Below are 15,284 nucleotides of genomic sequence, written 5' to 3'. Positions count from 1 at the left end.
TAAGGTTCAACTTTAGGGGTGCACTTCAAATCGAACTTCAAGCTTTTTTGTCAAGTTATGTTTTATGCGATTATTGATTAATCATTAATTTTCATCTGTTTTTTAAGTAACGGTACTAAAGGTCTAACAATAATATAGAATAGAATTGTCAGTAATAATCCTTTAATAATATTAAAAGGAATAATACCAGCTGTTACGATAACCTGAATGTTCTTGACAACATCATTCAAATTCATAATCATGCCATACATTGGTAATAACACGAAATAGTTCAGAATACTCATCACAATCGTCATTACGATTGTAGCACTGATAAATGCTGGTATTATCTTATTAAATCTTCCTTTTGTAATAACATACAGTATTAAGATAAACGACGTCCCTGCTAAAAAGTTAGCAACAGGACCAACAGGATCAGTCATATTCATTACGAAGTTAAGTATGTTCTTAATGAACTCAATTAGTACTGCACCAACAGGTCCAACAGTAAAAAGTGCAATAATTGCCGGTAAATCACTGATGTCAATCGTTAAATACGGTGGTAAGAAAGGTACTGGTACTTTTAAAAACATCAGTATGAATGCAATTGCACTTAATAAACTGATCAGTATCAGACTTCTAGTTCTATTCAATTTTGTCATAAATTCTCCTTACTTCATCTTTGAATCAGGAGGACAAATTAACTTGACGAAACTCTGACCTCCATCTTCTCCCATCCAGACTGTACTGTCGGCTTTGGAATTACACCAAATCAGCTGCATAATGCAGGTCGCGGGCTTTTACCGCCGGCTCGGAATTTCACCGACCCCGAAGATGAATGTGTATTATTGGCGTTTGCCATAAATCATTGTACCAAACTATTGCGTCGTGTCAACTAACGGAATCGAAATAGTGAATGTTGTGCCAACACCCTGCTCACTTTCAACATTAATTTCGCCATGATGTTTTTCAATAATAGCTTTTACGATAAATAATCCTAATCCAGTACCGTGCTTACCACGTGTTCTCGCCTGATCAACTTTATAAAATCTATCAAATATATGATTGATATGTTCTTTAGCAATCCCTACGCCAGTATCAGAAACTTTGATATACAGGTTATTTGTATCATTGTATGTTGAAATTTTTATAGTGTCCCCACTCTTTGTATAACGCATTGCATTATCCAGCAGGTTTGTAATGACCTGGAATATCTTATCATAATCAATTGCTACATCTTTTGTATGCTGTAAATCTAATTGCAATGTTGTTTTATGTTCTATAGCACTCTGCTTAAAGTTCTGAATATTTTTTTCAAGTAAAGGCGAAATATCCATCATTTCTTTATTTAACGTTGTTTCTCCAGCATCAATACGCGCAACATTTATTAACTCATTAACCAGCCTGTTTAATCGTTTAGATTCATCGAGAATAATATTTAAAAACTCATCAACATCTTCTTTTTCCACCACTATGCCGTCTAAAATTGCTTCAGTATATCCTTGCAACATTTGAATCGGTGTGCGTAATTCATGAGAAACATTTGCGATAAACTGCTGTTTCATTATATCTATCTTTTTCTCTTCACTCATATCACGAATAATTGCGACAGCACCATTATTTTGTCCCTGTGTCGTATTTTTGACGGGTGAGATGATGAGTACATAATGCTTATTAAACGTAGAAATTTCATGATATATTGTTTCATCAGATTGCATTACCTGATTCACGAGTTTACTTAATACATCTGTGTCTTCTTGTGAAATATCATCTAAAAATTTCTCTGCCATCGGATTTTCCAGTTGTTTTTCAAGATCCATATTAAAGCTTAAAACGCCGTCTTCCATTGCATTGATTAAGCGATCTCTTAAATTACGTTCCTGTGAAATTTTACTGATATTTAATGTAATCTCCTGTTCCATCTTATTAAACGCAAGTGCTAATTCACCAATCTCATCTCTGGAATATACAGCTATTTTATTATTACGCTCACCTCTTGCGAGATTAAAAGCAGCTGACTTTAATTGTAACAATGGTTTTGTAATCTTATTGGATAAGAAAAAAGCAAAGATTGTAGTGAGTATCAGTAATAACATAGCCACGATAAAAATAATGAAAGTAATATAATTTTGTGCATCATCCATAGAATTAGCATCTTGATAAATAAATATACCGCTATCTTCATGATTAAAAGCTTGAGAAGGATAGCCAATCAGAATAAACTCATGTCTATTATCCTGATAATTTACTTTAATATCTTTAACAACATATTCATCTTTAACAAAAACTTTATCGAACGCATCATTTTCCTTGATTTCATCGACCATTAATTGTTTTAACGGATCTTCATATGTAACATCTAAATCAGATTTATTCTGAACAATAATAATACCTGCAGGATTTTCTATTAATTCTTTCACATAAGTTAATGCATCACTTTGATCGTGATGACTCGTTAATACGAGCTCAGCTTTTTCAGCTTGCTGCTTAAGCGTATGGCCAGACTCGCTTTTCAAATACGAATTAAAGAATCCCATTAAAGAAACAGATAATATAATTAAAACTGCAGTCACTATAAATAATATAGTTAACCACAGTTTAATTACTACGCTATTAAAATAGCGCATTATTCTTTCACCTCAAACTTATAACCAACACCCCATACAGTGTGAATCATATCAGCAGCTTTCGGTGAAACTTTATTTAATTTTTCTCTAAGACGTTTAACATGAGTATCTACTGTACGTAAATCTCCGTAAAACTCATAATGCCAAACATCTTTCAGCAATTGTTCACGGTCAAAAACTTTATCCGGACTTTTTGCTAAAAATAATAATAATTCATATTCTTTTGGTGTCAATTTAACTTCCTGATTTTCAGCCATAACACGATGTGAATCATTATCAATCACTAAAGAATCAAATACAATTAAATCTTTCGCGTGTGAATCTTGTTTTAAATACATCGTTGGCTGTGCACGTCGTAATATCGCTTTAACACGTAATACTACTTCACGAGGTGAAAATGGTTTAACGATATAGTCGTCAGCCCCTATTTCAAATCCTTCAACGCGATTATGTTCTTCACCTTTAGCTGTTAGCATAATAATTGGTGTTGTTTTTTCCTCACGAATTCTTCTGCATACTTCAATACCGTCCATTCCCGGCAGCATTATATCAAGTAATATACAATGAAAATTCTGGTTTAAAGCGAGTTCTAAAGCTGTTTCACCATCACTTGCTTCTACTGTCTCAAAACCTTCACGTTCAAGATACATTTTAGCTAGTTTTCTGATTCTGTCTTCATCATCAACGATCAATATCGTATGTTTCATGTCGATTACTCCTTTAATTTAAGCGTATGAGTGCAGTCCTGCAATAATAAGGTTTACTGCAATCACATTGAATAAAATGATTGCCATACCTACAACTGCAAGCCAGGCACTTTTCTTACCTTCCCAGCCTCTACCTAAACGTAAATGCAGGAAGATAGCATAGAATAAGAATGTAATCAATGCCCAAACCTCTTTAGGATCCCATCCCCAGAACCTACTCCAGGCAATTTGAGCCCATATACTCGCAAATAACAAGCCACCTAAAGCAAATAATGGGAAACCAATAATTACTGATCTATAGCAAATTTCATCCATTAACTGAAGCGATACTTTATTCGTTAAAGGTTTAACTACAGCAAATAATGTTTTTCTTAACACTAATCTTAACAGTCCATATAAAATTGTACCAATGATAATAGACCATGCTACTGTATTTAATTTTTGAGCGTTAATTACGGGCGGTAATTCAATCCCTGTATCGAATCGTTTAACTTCTTTATAATCTTGTTTCGTGCCTTTAATTCTCTCAACAGGAATACTATCTTTAAATGTCACTAATCCGGGTAAATGATATTCAGCAATTGTATTATTATCATTTTTATCATAGTAATAATAATCTTCCTGATAATGAACAATACCTTTCATAACGATCGTTGTTAATATAAAAGCTATCACTAGGGTTATGAAGTACATTACAACCTCTAACCAAAAAGCATCTTTTGACTTTTCATTCGCATCAACATAACGTAATAAATAGATTAATCCTGCTACTGAACTTACAGATAAAATACCGTAACTGATTGTTACAGTAATAACATGAATCGCTAACCAATTACTTTGTAATGCAGGAATAAGTGGTGAGACATCACGCGAGAACATACTCGCATAAACAATTACAAGCATAGCGATTGGCAATGAGAACAATGCTAATATTGGCGTATGATATAAGAAATATAGTACTAAAAATCCACCGACCATCATGATACCGAACATCGTCAGGAATTCATACATATTACTTACCGGGGCATGTCCTGCCGCCATCCATCGTGTAACAAAATATACGAGCTGCATAATAAACCCTATAATCGTTAAGATTACTGCAATTTTTTCACTTTTCTTCGATTTCGCTTTAATACTTGCTGAGAATGGTAATATCGCGATTAAATATAAAATAAATGCAGCATACAGTGAAGTACTACTGATATTTAATAAAGCTTCATTATTCATTTTCTTCCTCCGTATCCGCATATTTATCGTTAACTTTCGGTAAATTGAAAGGTTCTAACATACTGTTAATGTCTTTAGAATACCCATAATAATTTCTATTTGTATGTGCTGCTAATTTAAATCCATCTTTCGTTTCAATCCAGATACGACGATGGTGAATATAAGATCCAATGGCAAGACCTATTAAAAATATTGAAAAACCAATAAATAGAATAGGTAACGTTAAATCTTTCTTTACTGTTAAATAAGTACTCGTTTTATTCGTCGCACTCACAAATTTTACAGCATATTGATTATTTTTAGTGATGTCCTGTGAAGAACGTATTTTTAGTAGGCTATATTCTGGTTGTTTATCTTTATCTTCAACTCCAAAGACGAATGCAGGATTATTTGGAATCGGTGAACTTGTTAATAACGTTCCGTTATCTGCAATACCATTGAAATCTGGTGCATAGTTTTTCAGACTGACTGTTAAGTCTTTACTAACTTTGTATGCCTTGTCTGGATTATCAAGAGCTACTTCAAATGTCTTGCCGATCGATTTACCTGTCTTAATGTTTTCCACTTTAAACGTCATTGTTTTGAGCTGTGATTGATCAAAACTATTTTGATACAATGCAAAATTCGAAAACTTAACCGGATGATTTACCTTAACGCTATCATCTTTAATTTGTTCTAGTTTCGGTTCTGCTCCAACAACAGATTTATCAGCTTTATTTTCATAGATGGTAACTTGTGATTCATAATTTTTAGCAATTTTGTTCATTCTGGCATCTGCTGATTTACCATTAATGTTTGAAATAGATTCTGCATCGTATTGTTCAAAAATAAACTTATTATTTTTGATATAATACGTATTTTCTGTTCCTGGGATACTTTTTGTCTCACCTTCAGCAACACCTACAAATTCATCAACGTAAAGCGCTGGAATAAATCGAAGCATTGCACCTGCTAACAAAATTATAAGCCCGGTGTGGTTAATGTATGGACCATAACGACTTAAACGGCCTTTTTCAGCTAATATTGCTGTACCGTCAGTTCTAACTTTATATTTCCTCTGCTCTAAAGCATTTACAAGAGCCGCCTGATCAACCGTTGTCGGTACATCTAGTGTCAACCTTTGACGTTTAAAGTACGTTGGGTGCTTCTTAACAGTCTGACGTGTAAGCGATTTATGTAATGGAATGCCTCGGTCTATACTTGCTGCAATAATTGAGAATGCTACAAGCGCAAGTAGTATGAGATACCACCAAGATGTATATAGGTTATCTAATCCAAGTTTATAATAGATATATCCTAAAGTACCGTATTTATCTTTATAGAATGTCGATGGATCTTCACCTACGGGAATAAAATATTCCTGAGGAAACATTGTCCCTAGTGCAGATGCTAAAACCGTTAATACAAGTAATATTACACCAACTTTAACGGAACTGAAAAATATCCATACTTTATCCAGCAATGTTTTATGCTTTGTCTTACTTCTCACTGCTTGACCGTCATATCGCATAACATCTGTTGTTTTCTTTTTATCATAGCTGTCATTAATCAAACGTCCGCAGTTTTGACATAATTGAGTACCAGGAGGGTTTACATGACCACAAACACATTTAATCGATTGTTCCTGCATCGTCATCCTCCTTTTAAGGTTTAACCATTTCCATATATTTCTGAATATCTTCTTTTGACATTTGGCCTTTATGGTGTGCTACAATCTTCCCATCTTTATCAATGATATAAGTATTCGGTAGATCATTCGCATTATATGCTTTCATTACATCACCATTATCTAAACCTACTGGTAAAGTTACTTCTTCGTCTAATGCACTGAAGAACTGTTTAATTTGTTGCGGACTGTCCTTAACGTGAATCGTTAATACTTCAACACCTTGATTTTTGTACACATTATGTGCACGGTTTAAATCCGGCATCTCTTCTAAACAAGGCTCACACCAAGTCCCCCAGAAATTAAGTACTAGTCCTTTACCACGATAATCTTTTAAATTTACTTTATCGCCATCTAATGTTTTCAATTCAAATACTGGCGCATCATCACCGATTTTTACAACTTTTTCACCATCTTTTGTTACAGAAACATAGATGATAAAAATAATTGCGAGCAATATGAGAAAAGTCACTACATATTGAATCCATTTTTTTTGCTGTTTCGCCATTCTTAACCCCTTCTCTATTCAAAATGTCACATTACATTATATCATTTACGCAATGATTATCTGTGACAACTATGTGAATTTTATGATTTATTCAAACTCATATTACGTAATGTTTTGACTTCATGCGGTGTAAGTTCTCTGGCATCTCCTGCATTTAATCCTTTAAGCGTCAATGGTCCATATTCAATACGAGATAATTTCACAACCTCATGTCCGAAATGGGCAAACATACGACGTACTTGGCGATTACGTCCTTCATGAATTGTTATTTCTACTAAAGTAGTATCCTTTAATTTGTCCTGGGACTTCACTTTCACAATTGCCGGAGCCGTCTTTCCATCTTCAAGCATAATACCACGTTCTAATTCTTTAACTTGTTCTCTTAACAGAAATCCTTTTAATTTAGCAACATATTTTTTCTTCATCTTGTATTTCGGATGGGTCATCTGATTGGCAAAGTCACCATCGTTTGTTAGTAATAATAAACCACTTGTCTCATAATCAAGACGACCAACAGGAAATATTCTTAAGTCCAGCTGCGGAAAATAGTCAGTTACAACTGTACGACCTTTATCATCAGAGACACTCGTAATCACACCTGTTGGTTTGTGGAACAATAAATATATCTTTTCTGGATTTTCTAAAGGAATGCCTTCTACTTCAACACGGTCTTTTGAACTTACCTTTGTACCAAGTTCAGTTACAGTCTCGCCATTAACGGTAACTTTACCTTCTGTAATCAAAATTTCTGCTTTACGACGTGAAGTCACACCACTTTTAGCGATGACTTTTTGTAATCTTTCTAATTGTTCTCCCATTTTATTCATCCTCTTCATTTAAATTTTTAAAGAATAATTCCATTTCACTTGCATCACTTGTCATCATCTCATCTCTCGGTAAATCATCTAAAGATGTAAGACCAAATGTCATCAGGAAGAATTCAGTCGTTGCTAATTGTCTTGCACGCTCACCATGTACTTCTATACTTTTTACCAGACCTCTTTCAATCAATGTTTTTACAGGTCCATCACTATTCACACCACGCATCATTTCAATATCATGACGCGTTACAGGTTGATTATAAGCAATTATTGCTAAAGTTTCGAGTGAAGCCTGCGTTAATTTCTTTTCATTTGTAGCAGTAACCAGATCTTCCAGGTAAGGATTTAAAGTCTCATTGGTCATCAAAAAGTATTTTGATCCTAACTTTTGTATTTCAAAAATTTCATGATTATACGCACTTACAATATCAGATAATTGTATTGGTGTAAGTTCCATAATCTCTGCAAGTTGTTCAATTTCAACACCTTCATCACCTACTGCATATAATAGTCCTAGTATGATATTAATTTTTTCATTCGACATAGTTTTTTCCTCTTTCAATCTCAATTTCACCAAAATCATTAGATTGATATACATTGATCTTATTATTTTTTATAAGTTCCAGAATGGCCAGAAACAAAGTTACAACCTGTGTTTTTGTTTCAGAAAATGAAACAAAATCATCAAAAGTAATTTTCTTTTTTTGAGATAATGCATGTGTCACTGTCTCAATCGCTTCTTCCATGGAGTAAGTATCTCGGGCTACACTAACAGATTCACTGGCAATCTTTTTACGACGTTGCTTTGCTTTCTGATATGCAGTGATTAAATCGGTAAGTTCAATGTGTATCGGTGTTTGTTTTGCATTCTCGAAATGAGACAAATCATTGCTACGTTTGACAAAATATTTTTCATGTGACTCCTTTTTCGTTTTTAAAATATCAGCATATAAACGGTAATTTTGATATTCTAATAATTGTCGCATCAAATCTTTACGTGGATCTTCGATGATTTCACTTTCATCTACATTTGTATCGGGTAATAATGTTTTACTCTTGATTCTTAATAACTCACTTGCCATTACTAAATAATCACCATGTTGATTAATATCTAGATCGTCAACATTTTTGATATAATTAATATATTGTTCAGTTAAAACTTTCATTGATATATCATAAATATCTATTTCATATTTCTGAATGAGATGAAGGAGTAAGTCTAACGGACCTTCAAATGAAGCTAATTTTACTTCGTACATATATTCACCTTACTTCTGGAGGATTTCTTATGCATGCATTATTCAAACAAGCATTTTCTGATTATATTATTCAATTTCATATGCATCGGGATTATTTTGAATGTCATGAAATTATGGAGGATGCCTGGAAACAAAAATCACCTTTCACTAAACAGGATCCTGAAGTGGCACTTATAATGCTCGCAACTGCCATGTATCATTTAAGACGTCAAAATAAACGTGGTGCCACTACATTAATCAAAAAAACGATACTGTTACTTGAAATGAATTCAAACTTCTTATCTGAATATCTCAATATTTCTGTTTTAATAGAGCAATTATCTGCTATTCAACAGAATTTAACTTATCAACCTATCACACTGCCTGTTATTGATGCAATAGATACTAATTATTACTGCGAACCTACACAAGCAATCATTCATAAGCATAAACTGCGTGATAGATCTGAAGTCATTCATGCGAGACAACTTGCTTTAAACGATAAATATCCAGTACAGGATACCCCAAATGATACACATCAAAGCGATAAAACCAAATAATATCCAGTTATTTTTATTTTGCTTTGGATCATTTTCCTGATTAATCTGAGTATTTATTTCATGCGTGTCTTTTGGCGCAAAAACTTGTTTTTTTCTATCATTTTCTGATTTATGTTTCTCTTGATTTCTTTGAATTTGTCTTTGTTTACTCATATTTTCTCCTTATGCTCTAGGATGTGTATTTTTATACACTTCCCTTATTTGTTTCTTACTGATATGGGTATATAGTTGTGTTGTTGAAATATCTGCATGACCTAACATTTCCTGAACAGCACGTAAATCTGCACCATTTTCTAAAAGATGTGTTGCAAAAGAATGGCGTAATGTATGTGGCGTTAATTTTTTGTCAATACCTGCTTCAACTTTAATTTGGCGCATTATCTTCCAGAAACCTTGTCGTGTAAGTCGTTTTCCATGAAAATTTAGAAATAGACTGTCTGTCATTTCTTTTTTGAGCATCTTATAGCGCGTAGACTGGATATACGTCTCCAACAATTTAATCATGTGATCTCCAATAGGAATAATACGTTCTTTATTACCTTTACCGAACACACGAACAAATCCCATGATTGTATTCACATCATCTACGTTTAAATTTATTAGCTCTGATACACGCATACCAGTAGCATATAACAGTTCAAGCATTGTCTGGTCACGCTTTCCGGTAAGCTTTGATGTATCTGGTGTCGATAAAAATTTATCAACCTCTTCTATAGAAAGAATATCAGGTAGATTACGTTCATATTTTGGTGCTTCAAGAATAACAGTAGGGTCTTTAACCGCATATTTTTCTCTCAAAGCAAACTGATGAAATCCTCTAATAGTCGCTGAAACGCGAGCTAACGTTTTTGCAGATTTGCCCTGATCTTTTAAATAACCTAAAAATAATGTGATTGTATATCGATCGATGTTATCAATATTACCAATTTTCTCTTCTTCTAAAAAAGCTTGATAATGATTTAAATCTCTACGATAGGCTGCTATCGTATTCTTACTCAATCCCTTTTCGATCATTATAAAATGTAGAAATTCGTCTATTATTGTTTGCATATCAACACCTCAACTCCTAGTTTACCATAATAATTATATAATCAACTAAAAATATAAAAAAATACAGATGAAATTATCATCTGCATTTCAATTTATTCTGTTATTTTTTTATCAAGGTCTTCAGGTTGAACGCCTTTTTCAGTACATTTTTTACAAATACCATGGAAAGTTAAACGATGATCCATTATTAAGAAATGATAATCCGATTCTACTTTCTTTTCAACTTCATCCAGTAAATCTTCTTCTATTTCATCCACGTCTCCACAACTCATACATACAAGATGATGGTGAAAGTGTTTTGCACCTTCTTTTCTTAAATCAAAACGTGCAACGCCATCTCCAAAATTAATCTTATCAACAATCTTCAATTCAGCTAATAATTCTAAAGTACGATATACAGTTGCAAGACCAATTTCAGGTGCACGTTCCTTTACTTTTAGGAAAACATCTTCTGCACTCAAATGATCAGCTTCATTTTCTAATAATACGGTCACTGTCGCTTCCCTTTGAGGGGTTAATTTATAAGAAGCATCATGTAATTGCTCCTTTATTCTATTGATTCTCTCCTGCATTACTAACACTCCTAAAGGTTACGATTGATATATATAAAATATCAGTAATTGAGAATTAAAGCAAGAAAAATAATGCCTTTTTTAGAATTATTATAATCTAATATCATTTCATTGATAATAGCAAATATTGAATTGCTATTATCGTCTTCGCATCTTTAATCTTACCTGATTTAATCCAGTTATTAGCCTCTTCTATTGTTAACCAGTGTTTCAATACAAATTCATCTTCATCCGCTTCAAGGTTATGAGATTCTATAAGTTCACCAGCTTCAAATAGTGAAATGAACTCATTACAAAATCCGGGTGAAACATAAAACTCATTAACCAGTTCCATCGTCTTTGAAGTATAACCAGTTTCCTCTTCTAGTTCACGCAGTGCAGTATCACGTCTTGCTTCACCTGGGTCAACTTTACCAGCAGGGATCTCGATTAAATTTTCTTCAAGTGCTTTTCTGAATTGTTCTACAAGTAGTAATTTATTTTGTTTCATCGCAATCACTGCAACTGCGCCTGGGTGCAGTACAACTTCCCTTGTACTTTCCTTACCATTGGGTAATTCAACCTGGTGTCTCTCGACAATCAACACCTTACCGTCTAGTATCGTTTCTTTTGATCGTGTGCGTTCTGTTAGATCCATATTAATACACTCTCCTTTTTGTACATGTTAAACTATATTTATTATAACGAATGGAGGGAAAGACATGAAATTTAATACTACAAAAAGTGGCATAAAGTTTTCTGAATTGGGACTCGGTGCGATGAATCTCCCTCAGGATGCACTTGACAGTCAATATATTCTTGATCAGGCAGTGGATTTAGGTGTTACGTACATTGACACTGCTGACCTGTATCAAAAAGGACAGAATGAAAAAAATATCGGCCATTTCATTAAACATTCTAAAAAGCGTGATCAGATTACTTTAGCGTCAAAAGTGGGTAATCGATTTAATATGTTAAATGATGAAGTTGTGTGGGATCCTTCTAAAGTTCATATTACACAAAGCATTCATGAAAGTCTTAAACGTCTTGAAACGGATTATTTAGATTTATATATGCTGCATGGCGGTATGATTGAAGATAATAAGGATGAAACCATCGAAACATTTGAACAACTAAAAAAAGATGGTCTTATTCGTGCATACGGCATTAGTTCTATTCGACCAAATGTCATCGATTATTATTTAAAACATAGTAATATTGATACGATCATGATGCAGTTTAACCTAATTGACAATCGTCCTATTGATTTAATTGAATCTATACAATCAAAAGACGTGCAAGTTTTGGCTCGTGGACCATTGATGAAAGGATTATTAACTGAAAAATATGATGAAATATTAGAGAAAAAATTTGAATCAGGTATTTTAGGATTAACTCAGGAAGAATTAAGACAAAGTCTTGATGCAGCTACTACAATTGCGCCGTTACAACAGGCTGTATATCAATATTTAACTTCATACCCTGTTGCTTCAATTGTAAATGGCGCATCGAGTGTTGATCAGTTGCAGGCAAATGTTAAAGCATATGATACTTCAATTAAACATCCCATTGACAAACAAAAGCTTAACAAAATAGTTGAGGCATTCAAAAACTTACACTACGAGGATCATTTAGTATGAACAATAAACTACTAACAAGAACGTTACTCGGTGTATCACTCGCATCAGGTATTACTTCTAGCATCGTTGGATTGGTCGCTTCAAACTATGTCTTAAATTTTAAATTGCGTGACGTTGAAGTCATACGTCGACGTGAAATTAAAGCGAAACGATTAGATGTTGAAGCATTTAACGCAAAGCAACCGCTTAACGTTACTATCCCTTCACGCAATGGCTACAACTTAAGTGCTACTGTTGTAAAGCCATATGAACATAAGCACTGGATGGTATTCTGTCATGGTGTAACTGAAAATAAAATTACGAGCATAAAATATCTAAATATGTTTAATGAGCTAGGATTTAATGGTATTATCTTTGATCATCGCAGACATGGGGAAAGTGGTGGTAATCACAGCACATATGGCTATTACGAAAAGACAGATTTAGAATCTGTTATTGCATTTTTAAAAGAACAATATGGTTATGACATTACTTTCGGTGTCCATGGTGAATCAATGGGTGCAGTTACAACACTACTTTATGCTGGAGAATTAGCGAATGAAGCAGCATTCTATGTTTCAGATTGTGCATTTTCTAATTTTGCTCGATTATTGACACAAATCATAGAACAGAAATCATCATTTGGAAGTGGCTTTGTATTAACAGCCTTAAATCAGGTACTGAAAATGAGAACACATTTTTCACTGAAACAAGTATCACCGATAGATGTCATCCAAAATGTTGAGCAGCCTATCTTGTTTATCCATTCTAAACCAGATGTATTTATTCCTTATACGCACTCTGTCGATCTTTATAATAAGAAAAGTGGCCCTAAGATGCGCTGGTACCCAGAACATGGCGGACACGCTGCAAGTTATAACGTTAATCCAATTTCATATAAGAACAAAGTGGAACATTTCTTAACAACGTTTGACTTATTGCCACCGAAAAATGACAATACGCACATTAAAGCGAATGAAAACCATAAAATAAAAAAGAAGAAATAATAATGACATAACAAAAAAATAAAGACAAAATAACAAGTGTAGCTTACACCTGTTATTTTTTTGTCATAAAATATCTTTTAAATATTTTTTCAAATCTTCTTGGCGCAAGTGCGTAAGCCTTTAGACAAAAATCCAACCAAACTGGTAGATTAATTTCTGCTTTTTTATCAATCATTGCATTTACTATTTGCTTACTTAACTGATCGACATCAAGTTGTACCTGCTCTGCTAACTGATTCATTGGTTTACCCTTATTTGCCTTCTGAATAAATTGTGTATTTACTGGTCCCGTATTAACAGTTAAAAAATGAATATGACTTTGTTCCAGTCGTAATGCGTTCATTACATGATTTATTCCTGATTTTGAAGCGGCGTATATAGCACCAAATGGTGTCGTTACTTTGCCAGAAAGACTACCAATCGTAACAACCATGCCTCCTGGATTCATTTTATGTAGAACATGTTTCGTAAGAATAACGGTCTGCGTTAAATTGACATGTATCATATCTGCAATAATTTCGTCACTTTGATCAATTAATGATCCGTATTCTGCAAATCCAGCGCAATTGATTAGATAATCAAATGATCCCTGCCCATCAATCCATTTTAAAAATTGTGCGTACTCATCATCGTTAACCAAATCTACTCTGTGCACCACCAGATTATCATACTTATTTTTTAGAACATCTAGTTGTTCTATACGTCTTCCAACAGCAGTTACATGGACGCCACGTGATAATAAAATCTCTGTTAACTTCAAACCTACTCCACTTGTAGCACCTGTAATCAATGCATTTTTTCCAATCAATATGTATACCATCCTTTTATTTTAACAATTTATTTTGTGTCAAAATTGTGTTTTATCCACTACAATCTTATAATAATACTAACAAAGATTCCAGGAGGCATGTGACATGAAAATCGTATTTTACGGCTCAGGTAATATGGCGAGCGCAATTTTTACAGGCTTGATAGAAAGTAATACAGTAAAAGGTGAAGATATATACTTAACAAATAGAAGTGACATTGAAGAATTAAAAAGATTAAACAGTACATTAAATACACAATATAGCTATGACGATGTTGAATTATTATCAAATGCTGATTTTGTATTTTTAGCTGTTAAGCCTCATGACTTTGATTCGCTTGTTGAGCGTATTCAACCTCATCATAATGCACACAATAAATTTGTTTCTATGATGGCTGGTGTACCAATAAATCAAATCAAGACAAAGCTTCAGACATCAAATCCAGTTGCACGTATCATGCCGAATACAAATGCGCATGTACAGCAGTCTGTGACTGGTATATCTTTCTCTGATAATTTTGAGGAAAGTGATAAACAGCTTTTATTTGATTTACTTGATGCTTTTGGTACTTCAATTGAAGTTGAAGAAGATTCATTACATGATGTTACTGCAATCACAGGTAGTGGCCCTGCCTTTTTATACTATATGTATGAACAGTATATCAATGCAGCTAATCAACTTGGCTTATCACATGAAGACACTGATATTGCGGTACGTAAATTGATTATCGGTACTGCAAGAATGCTCGAAAATAGTGAACTGTCTCTAGATCAGTTACGTGAAAATATCACTTCAAAGGGTGGTACAACGAAGGCAGGACTGGATGCCTTAGCGAAACACCCTATCGAAGCAATTTTTGTAGATTGCTTGAACGAAGCTTTAAATCGCAGTAAAGAATTAGGAAAATAATTATAA

At 33.6% G+C, this 15,284-nt stretch carries 18 protein-coding genes and 1 riboswitch; of the genes, 4 read left to right on the top strand and 14 right to left on the bottom strand.

Annotated features, from left to right (window positions below; all coding sequences use genetic code 11):
- Positions 1 to 77: 77 nt before the first annotated feature.
- From JJJ02_RS13035 to JJJ02_RS12995, 9 genes are all read right to left on the bottom strand, one after another.
- Positions 78 to 641, bottom strand: coding sequence for an ECF transporter S component (locus JJJ02_RS13035; protein ID WP_239243039.1), 564 nt, complete (start codon positions 639 to 641; stop codon positions 78 to 80).
- A 59-nt stretch (positions 642 to 700) separates the two neighbouring features.
- Positions 701 to 819, bottom strand: a riboswitch (FMN riboswitch).
- Between the two features lie 38 nt (positions 820 to 857).
- Positions 858 to 2,606 (bottom strand): ATP-binding protein, encoded by a 1,749-nt coding sequence (locus tag JJJ02_RS13030; protein ID WP_239243040.1) that lies wholly within the window; start codon positions 2,604 to 2,606, stop codon positions 858 to 860.
- A complete protein-coding gene (locus tag JJJ02_RS13025) occupies positions 2,606 to 3,313 on the bottom strand; it encodes a response regulator transcription factor (protein WP_239243041.1) in 708 nt (235 codons plus the stop codon). The genes JJJ02_RS13030 and JJJ02_RS13025 overlap by 1 nt, the downstream gene beginning before the upstream one ends.
- Before the next feature lie 18 nt (positions 3,314 to 3,331).
- Complete coding sequence (gene ccsB, locus JJJ02_RS13020; protein ID WP_239243042.1) at positions 3,332 to 4,540, bottom strand: c-type cytochrome biogenesis protein CcsB; 1,209 nt, start codon at positions 4,538 to 4,540, stop codon at positions 3,332 to 3,334.
- Positions 4,533 to 6,170, bottom strand: a complete 1,638-nt coding sequence (resB, locus tag JJJ02_RS13015) for a cytochrome c biogenesis protein ResB (protein WP_239243043.1) — start codon at positions 6,168 to 6,170, stop codon at positions 4,533 to 4,535. Before resB ends, ccsB begins: the two co-directional genes overlap by 8 nt.
- Positions 6,171 to 6,183: 13 nt before the next feature.
- Positions 6,184 to 6,714 carry a thiol-disulfide oxidoreductase ResA gene (gene resA / locus JJJ02_RS13010; protein WP_240839328.1) on the bottom strand — a complete coding sequence of 177 codons (531 nt, stop codon included), beginning with the start codon at positions 6,712 to 6,714 and terminating at the stop codon, positions 6,184 to 6,186.
- Between the two features lie 80 nt (positions 6,715 to 6,794).
- Positions 6,795 to 7,532, bottom strand: coding sequence for a pseudouridine synthase (locus tag JJJ02_RS13005; RefSeq protein ID WP_111715058.1), 738 nt, complete (start codon positions 7,530 to 7,532; stop codon positions 6,795 to 6,797).
- 1 nt (position 7,533) lies between these two features.
- Positions 7,534 to 8,079, bottom strand: a complete 546-nt coding sequence (gene scpB, locus JJJ02_RS13000) for an SMC-Scp complex subunit ScpB (RefSeq protein WP_239243045.1) — start codon at positions 8,077 to 8,079, stop codon at positions 7,534 to 7,536.
- On the bottom strand, positions 8,069 to 8,794 hold the full coding sequence (locus JJJ02_RS12995; RefSeq protein WP_240839327.1) for a segregation and condensation protein A: 726 nt from the start codon (positions 8,792 to 8,794) through the stop codon (positions 8,069 to 8,071). The genes scpB and JJJ02_RS12995 overlap by 11 nt, the downstream gene beginning before the upstream one ends.
- A gap of 29 nt (positions 8,795 to 8,823) precedes the next feature.
- Here JJJ02_RS12995 and JJJ02_RS12990 point away from each other — a divergent pair, with 29 nt between their 5' ends.
- Positions 8,824 to 9,333, top strand: coding sequence for a DUF309 domain-containing protein (locus JJJ02_RS12990; protein WP_239243047.1), 510 nt, complete (start codon positions 8,824 to 8,826; stop codon positions 9,331 to 9,333).
- Here JJJ02_RS12990 and JJJ02_RS12985 read toward each other — a convergent pair.
- From JJJ02_RS12985 to JJJ02_RS12970, 4 genes are all read right to left on the bottom strand, one after another.
- Complete coding sequence (locus JJJ02_RS12985; RefSeq protein WP_111715064.1) at positions 9,268 to 9,486, bottom strand: hypothetical protein; 219 nt, start codon at positions 9,484 to 9,486, stop codon at positions 9,268 to 9,270. The genes JJJ02_RS12990 and JJJ02_RS12985 overlap by 66 nt on opposite strands.
- A gap of 9 nt (positions 9,487 to 9,495) precedes the next feature.
- A complete protein-coding gene (xerD, locus tag JJJ02_RS12980; protein ID WP_239243048.1) occupies positions 9,496 to 10,383 on the bottom strand; it encodes a site-specific tyrosine recombinase XerD in 888 nt (295 codons plus the stop codon).
- A gap of 92 nt (positions 10,384 to 10,475) precedes the next feature.
- Positions 10,476 to 10,955 carry a ferric iron uptake transcriptional regulator gene (gene fur / locus JJJ02_RS12975; protein WP_111715067.1) on the bottom strand — a complete coding sequence of 160 codons (480 nt, stop codon included), beginning with the start codon at positions 10,953 to 10,955 and terminating at the stop codon, positions 10,476 to 10,478.
- Positions 10,956 to 11,058: 103 nt separating this feature from the next.
- Positions 11,059 to 11,592, bottom strand: coding sequence for an NUDIX hydrolase (locus JJJ02_RS12970; protein WP_239243049.1), 534 nt, complete (start codon positions 11,590 to 11,592; stop codon positions 11,059 to 11,061).
- Positions 11,593 to 11,656: 64 nt separating this feature from the next.
- Between JJJ02_RS12970 and JJJ02_RS12965 the strand changes: the two genes are divergently transcribed.
- Positions 11,657 to 12,574 carry an aldo/keto reductase gene (locus JJJ02_RS12965; protein ID WP_240839325.1) on the top strand — a complete coding sequence of 306 codons (918 nt, stop codon included), beginning with the start codon at positions 11,657 to 11,659 and terminating at the stop codon, positions 12,572 to 12,574.
- Positions 12,571 to 13,560, top strand: coding sequence for an alpha/beta hydrolase (locus tag JJJ02_RS12960; protein WP_240839323.1), 990 nt, complete (start codon positions 12,571 to 12,573; stop codon positions 13,558 to 13,560). The genes JJJ02_RS12965 and JJJ02_RS12960 overlap by 4 nt, the downstream gene beginning before the upstream one ends.
- 52 nt (positions 13,561 to 13,612) lie before the next feature.
- Here the strand turns inward: JJJ02_RS12960 and JJJ02_RS12955 are convergent, their stop codons facing one another.
- Complete coding sequence (locus JJJ02_RS12955; RefSeq protein ID WP_240839321.1) at positions 13,613 to 14,368, bottom strand: SDR family NAD(P)-dependent oxidoreductase; 756 nt, start codon at positions 14,366 to 14,368, stop codon at positions 13,613 to 13,615.
- A 106-nt stretch (positions 14,369 to 14,474) separates the two neighbouring features.
- Here JJJ02_RS12955 and proC point away from each other — a divergent pair, with 106 nt between their 5' ends.
- Positions 14,475 to 15,278, top strand: a complete 804-nt coding sequence (proC, locus tag JJJ02_RS12950; protein WP_111715075.1) for a pyrroline-5-carboxylate reductase — start codon at positions 14,475 to 14,477, stop codon at positions 15,276 to 15,278.
- The last annotated feature ends 6 nt before the right edge of the window (positions 15,279 to 15,284 follow it).

Origin of the sequence: Macrococcus sp. PK (genome assembly GCF_022501545.1) — a bacterium.
In the GTDB taxonomy this organism is placed as follows: domain Bacteria; phylum Bacillota; class Bacilli; order Staphylococcales; family Staphylococcaceae; genus Macrococcoides; species Macrococcoides epidermidis.
The sequence above is the reverse complement of the archived record's forward strand: the minus strand, read 5'-3'. Positions and strand labels throughout refer to the sequence as shown.

Bases quoted from the DNA above. Each gene is read 5' to 3' on its own strand.
- JJJ02_RS13030 (WP_239243040.1), bottom strand. From the start codon at position 2,606: ATGCGCTATTTTAATAGCGTAGTAATTAAACTGTGGTTAACTATATTA.
- proC (WP_111715075.1), top strand. From the start codon at position 14,475: ATGAAAATCGTATTTTACGGCTCAGGTAATATGGCGAGCGCAATTTTT.
- JJJ02_RS13035 (WP_239243039.1), bottom strand. From the start codon at position 641: ATGACAAAATTGAATAGAACTAGAAGTCTGATACTGATCAGTTTATTA.
- JJJ02_RS13025 (WP_239243041.1), bottom strand. From the start codon at position 3,313: ATGAAACATACGATATTGATCGTTGATGATGAAGACAGAATCAGAAAA.
- JJJ02_RS12985 (WP_111715064.1), bottom strand. From the start codon at position 9,486: ATGAGTAAACAAAGACAAATTCAAAGAAATCAAGAGAAACATAAATCA.
- xerD (WP_239243048.1), bottom strand. From the start codon at position 10,383: ATGCAAACAATAATAGACGAATTTCTACATTTTATAATGATCGAAAAG.
- JJJ02_RS12970 (WP_239243049.1), bottom strand. From the start codon at position 11,592: ATGGATCTAACAGAACGCACACGATCAAAAGAAACGATACTAGACGGT.
- ccsB (WP_239243042.1), bottom strand. From the start codon at position 4,540: ATGAATAATGAAGCTTTATTAAATATCAGTAGTACTTCACTGTATGCT.
- JJJ02_RS13005 (WP_111715058.1), bottom strand. From the start codon at position 7,532: ATGGGAGAACAATTAGAAAGATTACAAAAAGTCATCGCTAAAAGTGGT.
- scpB (WP_239243045.1), bottom strand. From the start codon at position 8,079: ATGTCGAATGAAAAAATTAATATCATACTAGGACTATTATATGCAGTA.
- JJJ02_RS12965 (WP_240839325.1), top strand. From the start codon at position 11,657: ATGAAATTTAATACTACAAAAAGTGGCATAAAGTTTTCTGAATTGGGA.
- resB (WP_239243043.1), bottom strand. From the start codon at position 6,170: ATGCAGGAACAATCGATTAAATGTGTTTGTGGTCATGTAAACCCTCCT.
- JJJ02_RS12995 (WP_240839327.1), bottom strand. From the start codon at position 8,794: ATGTACGAAGTAAAATTAGCTTCATTTGAAGGTCCGTTAGACTTACTC.
- fur (WP_111715067.1), bottom strand. From the start codon at position 10,955: ATGCAGGAGAGAATCAATAGAATAAAGGAGCAATTACATGATGCTTCT.
- JJJ02_RS12960 (WP_240839323.1), top strand. From the start codon at position 12,571: ATGAACAATAAACTACTAACAAGAACGTTACTCGGTGTATCACTCGCA.
- resA (WP_240839328.1), bottom strand. From the start codon at position 6,714: ATGGCGAAACAGCAAAAAAAATGGATTCAATATGTAGTGACTTTTCTC.
- JJJ02_RS12990 (WP_239243047.1), top strand. From the start codon at position 8,824: ATGCATGCATTATTCAAACAAGCATTTTCTGATTATATTATTCAATTT.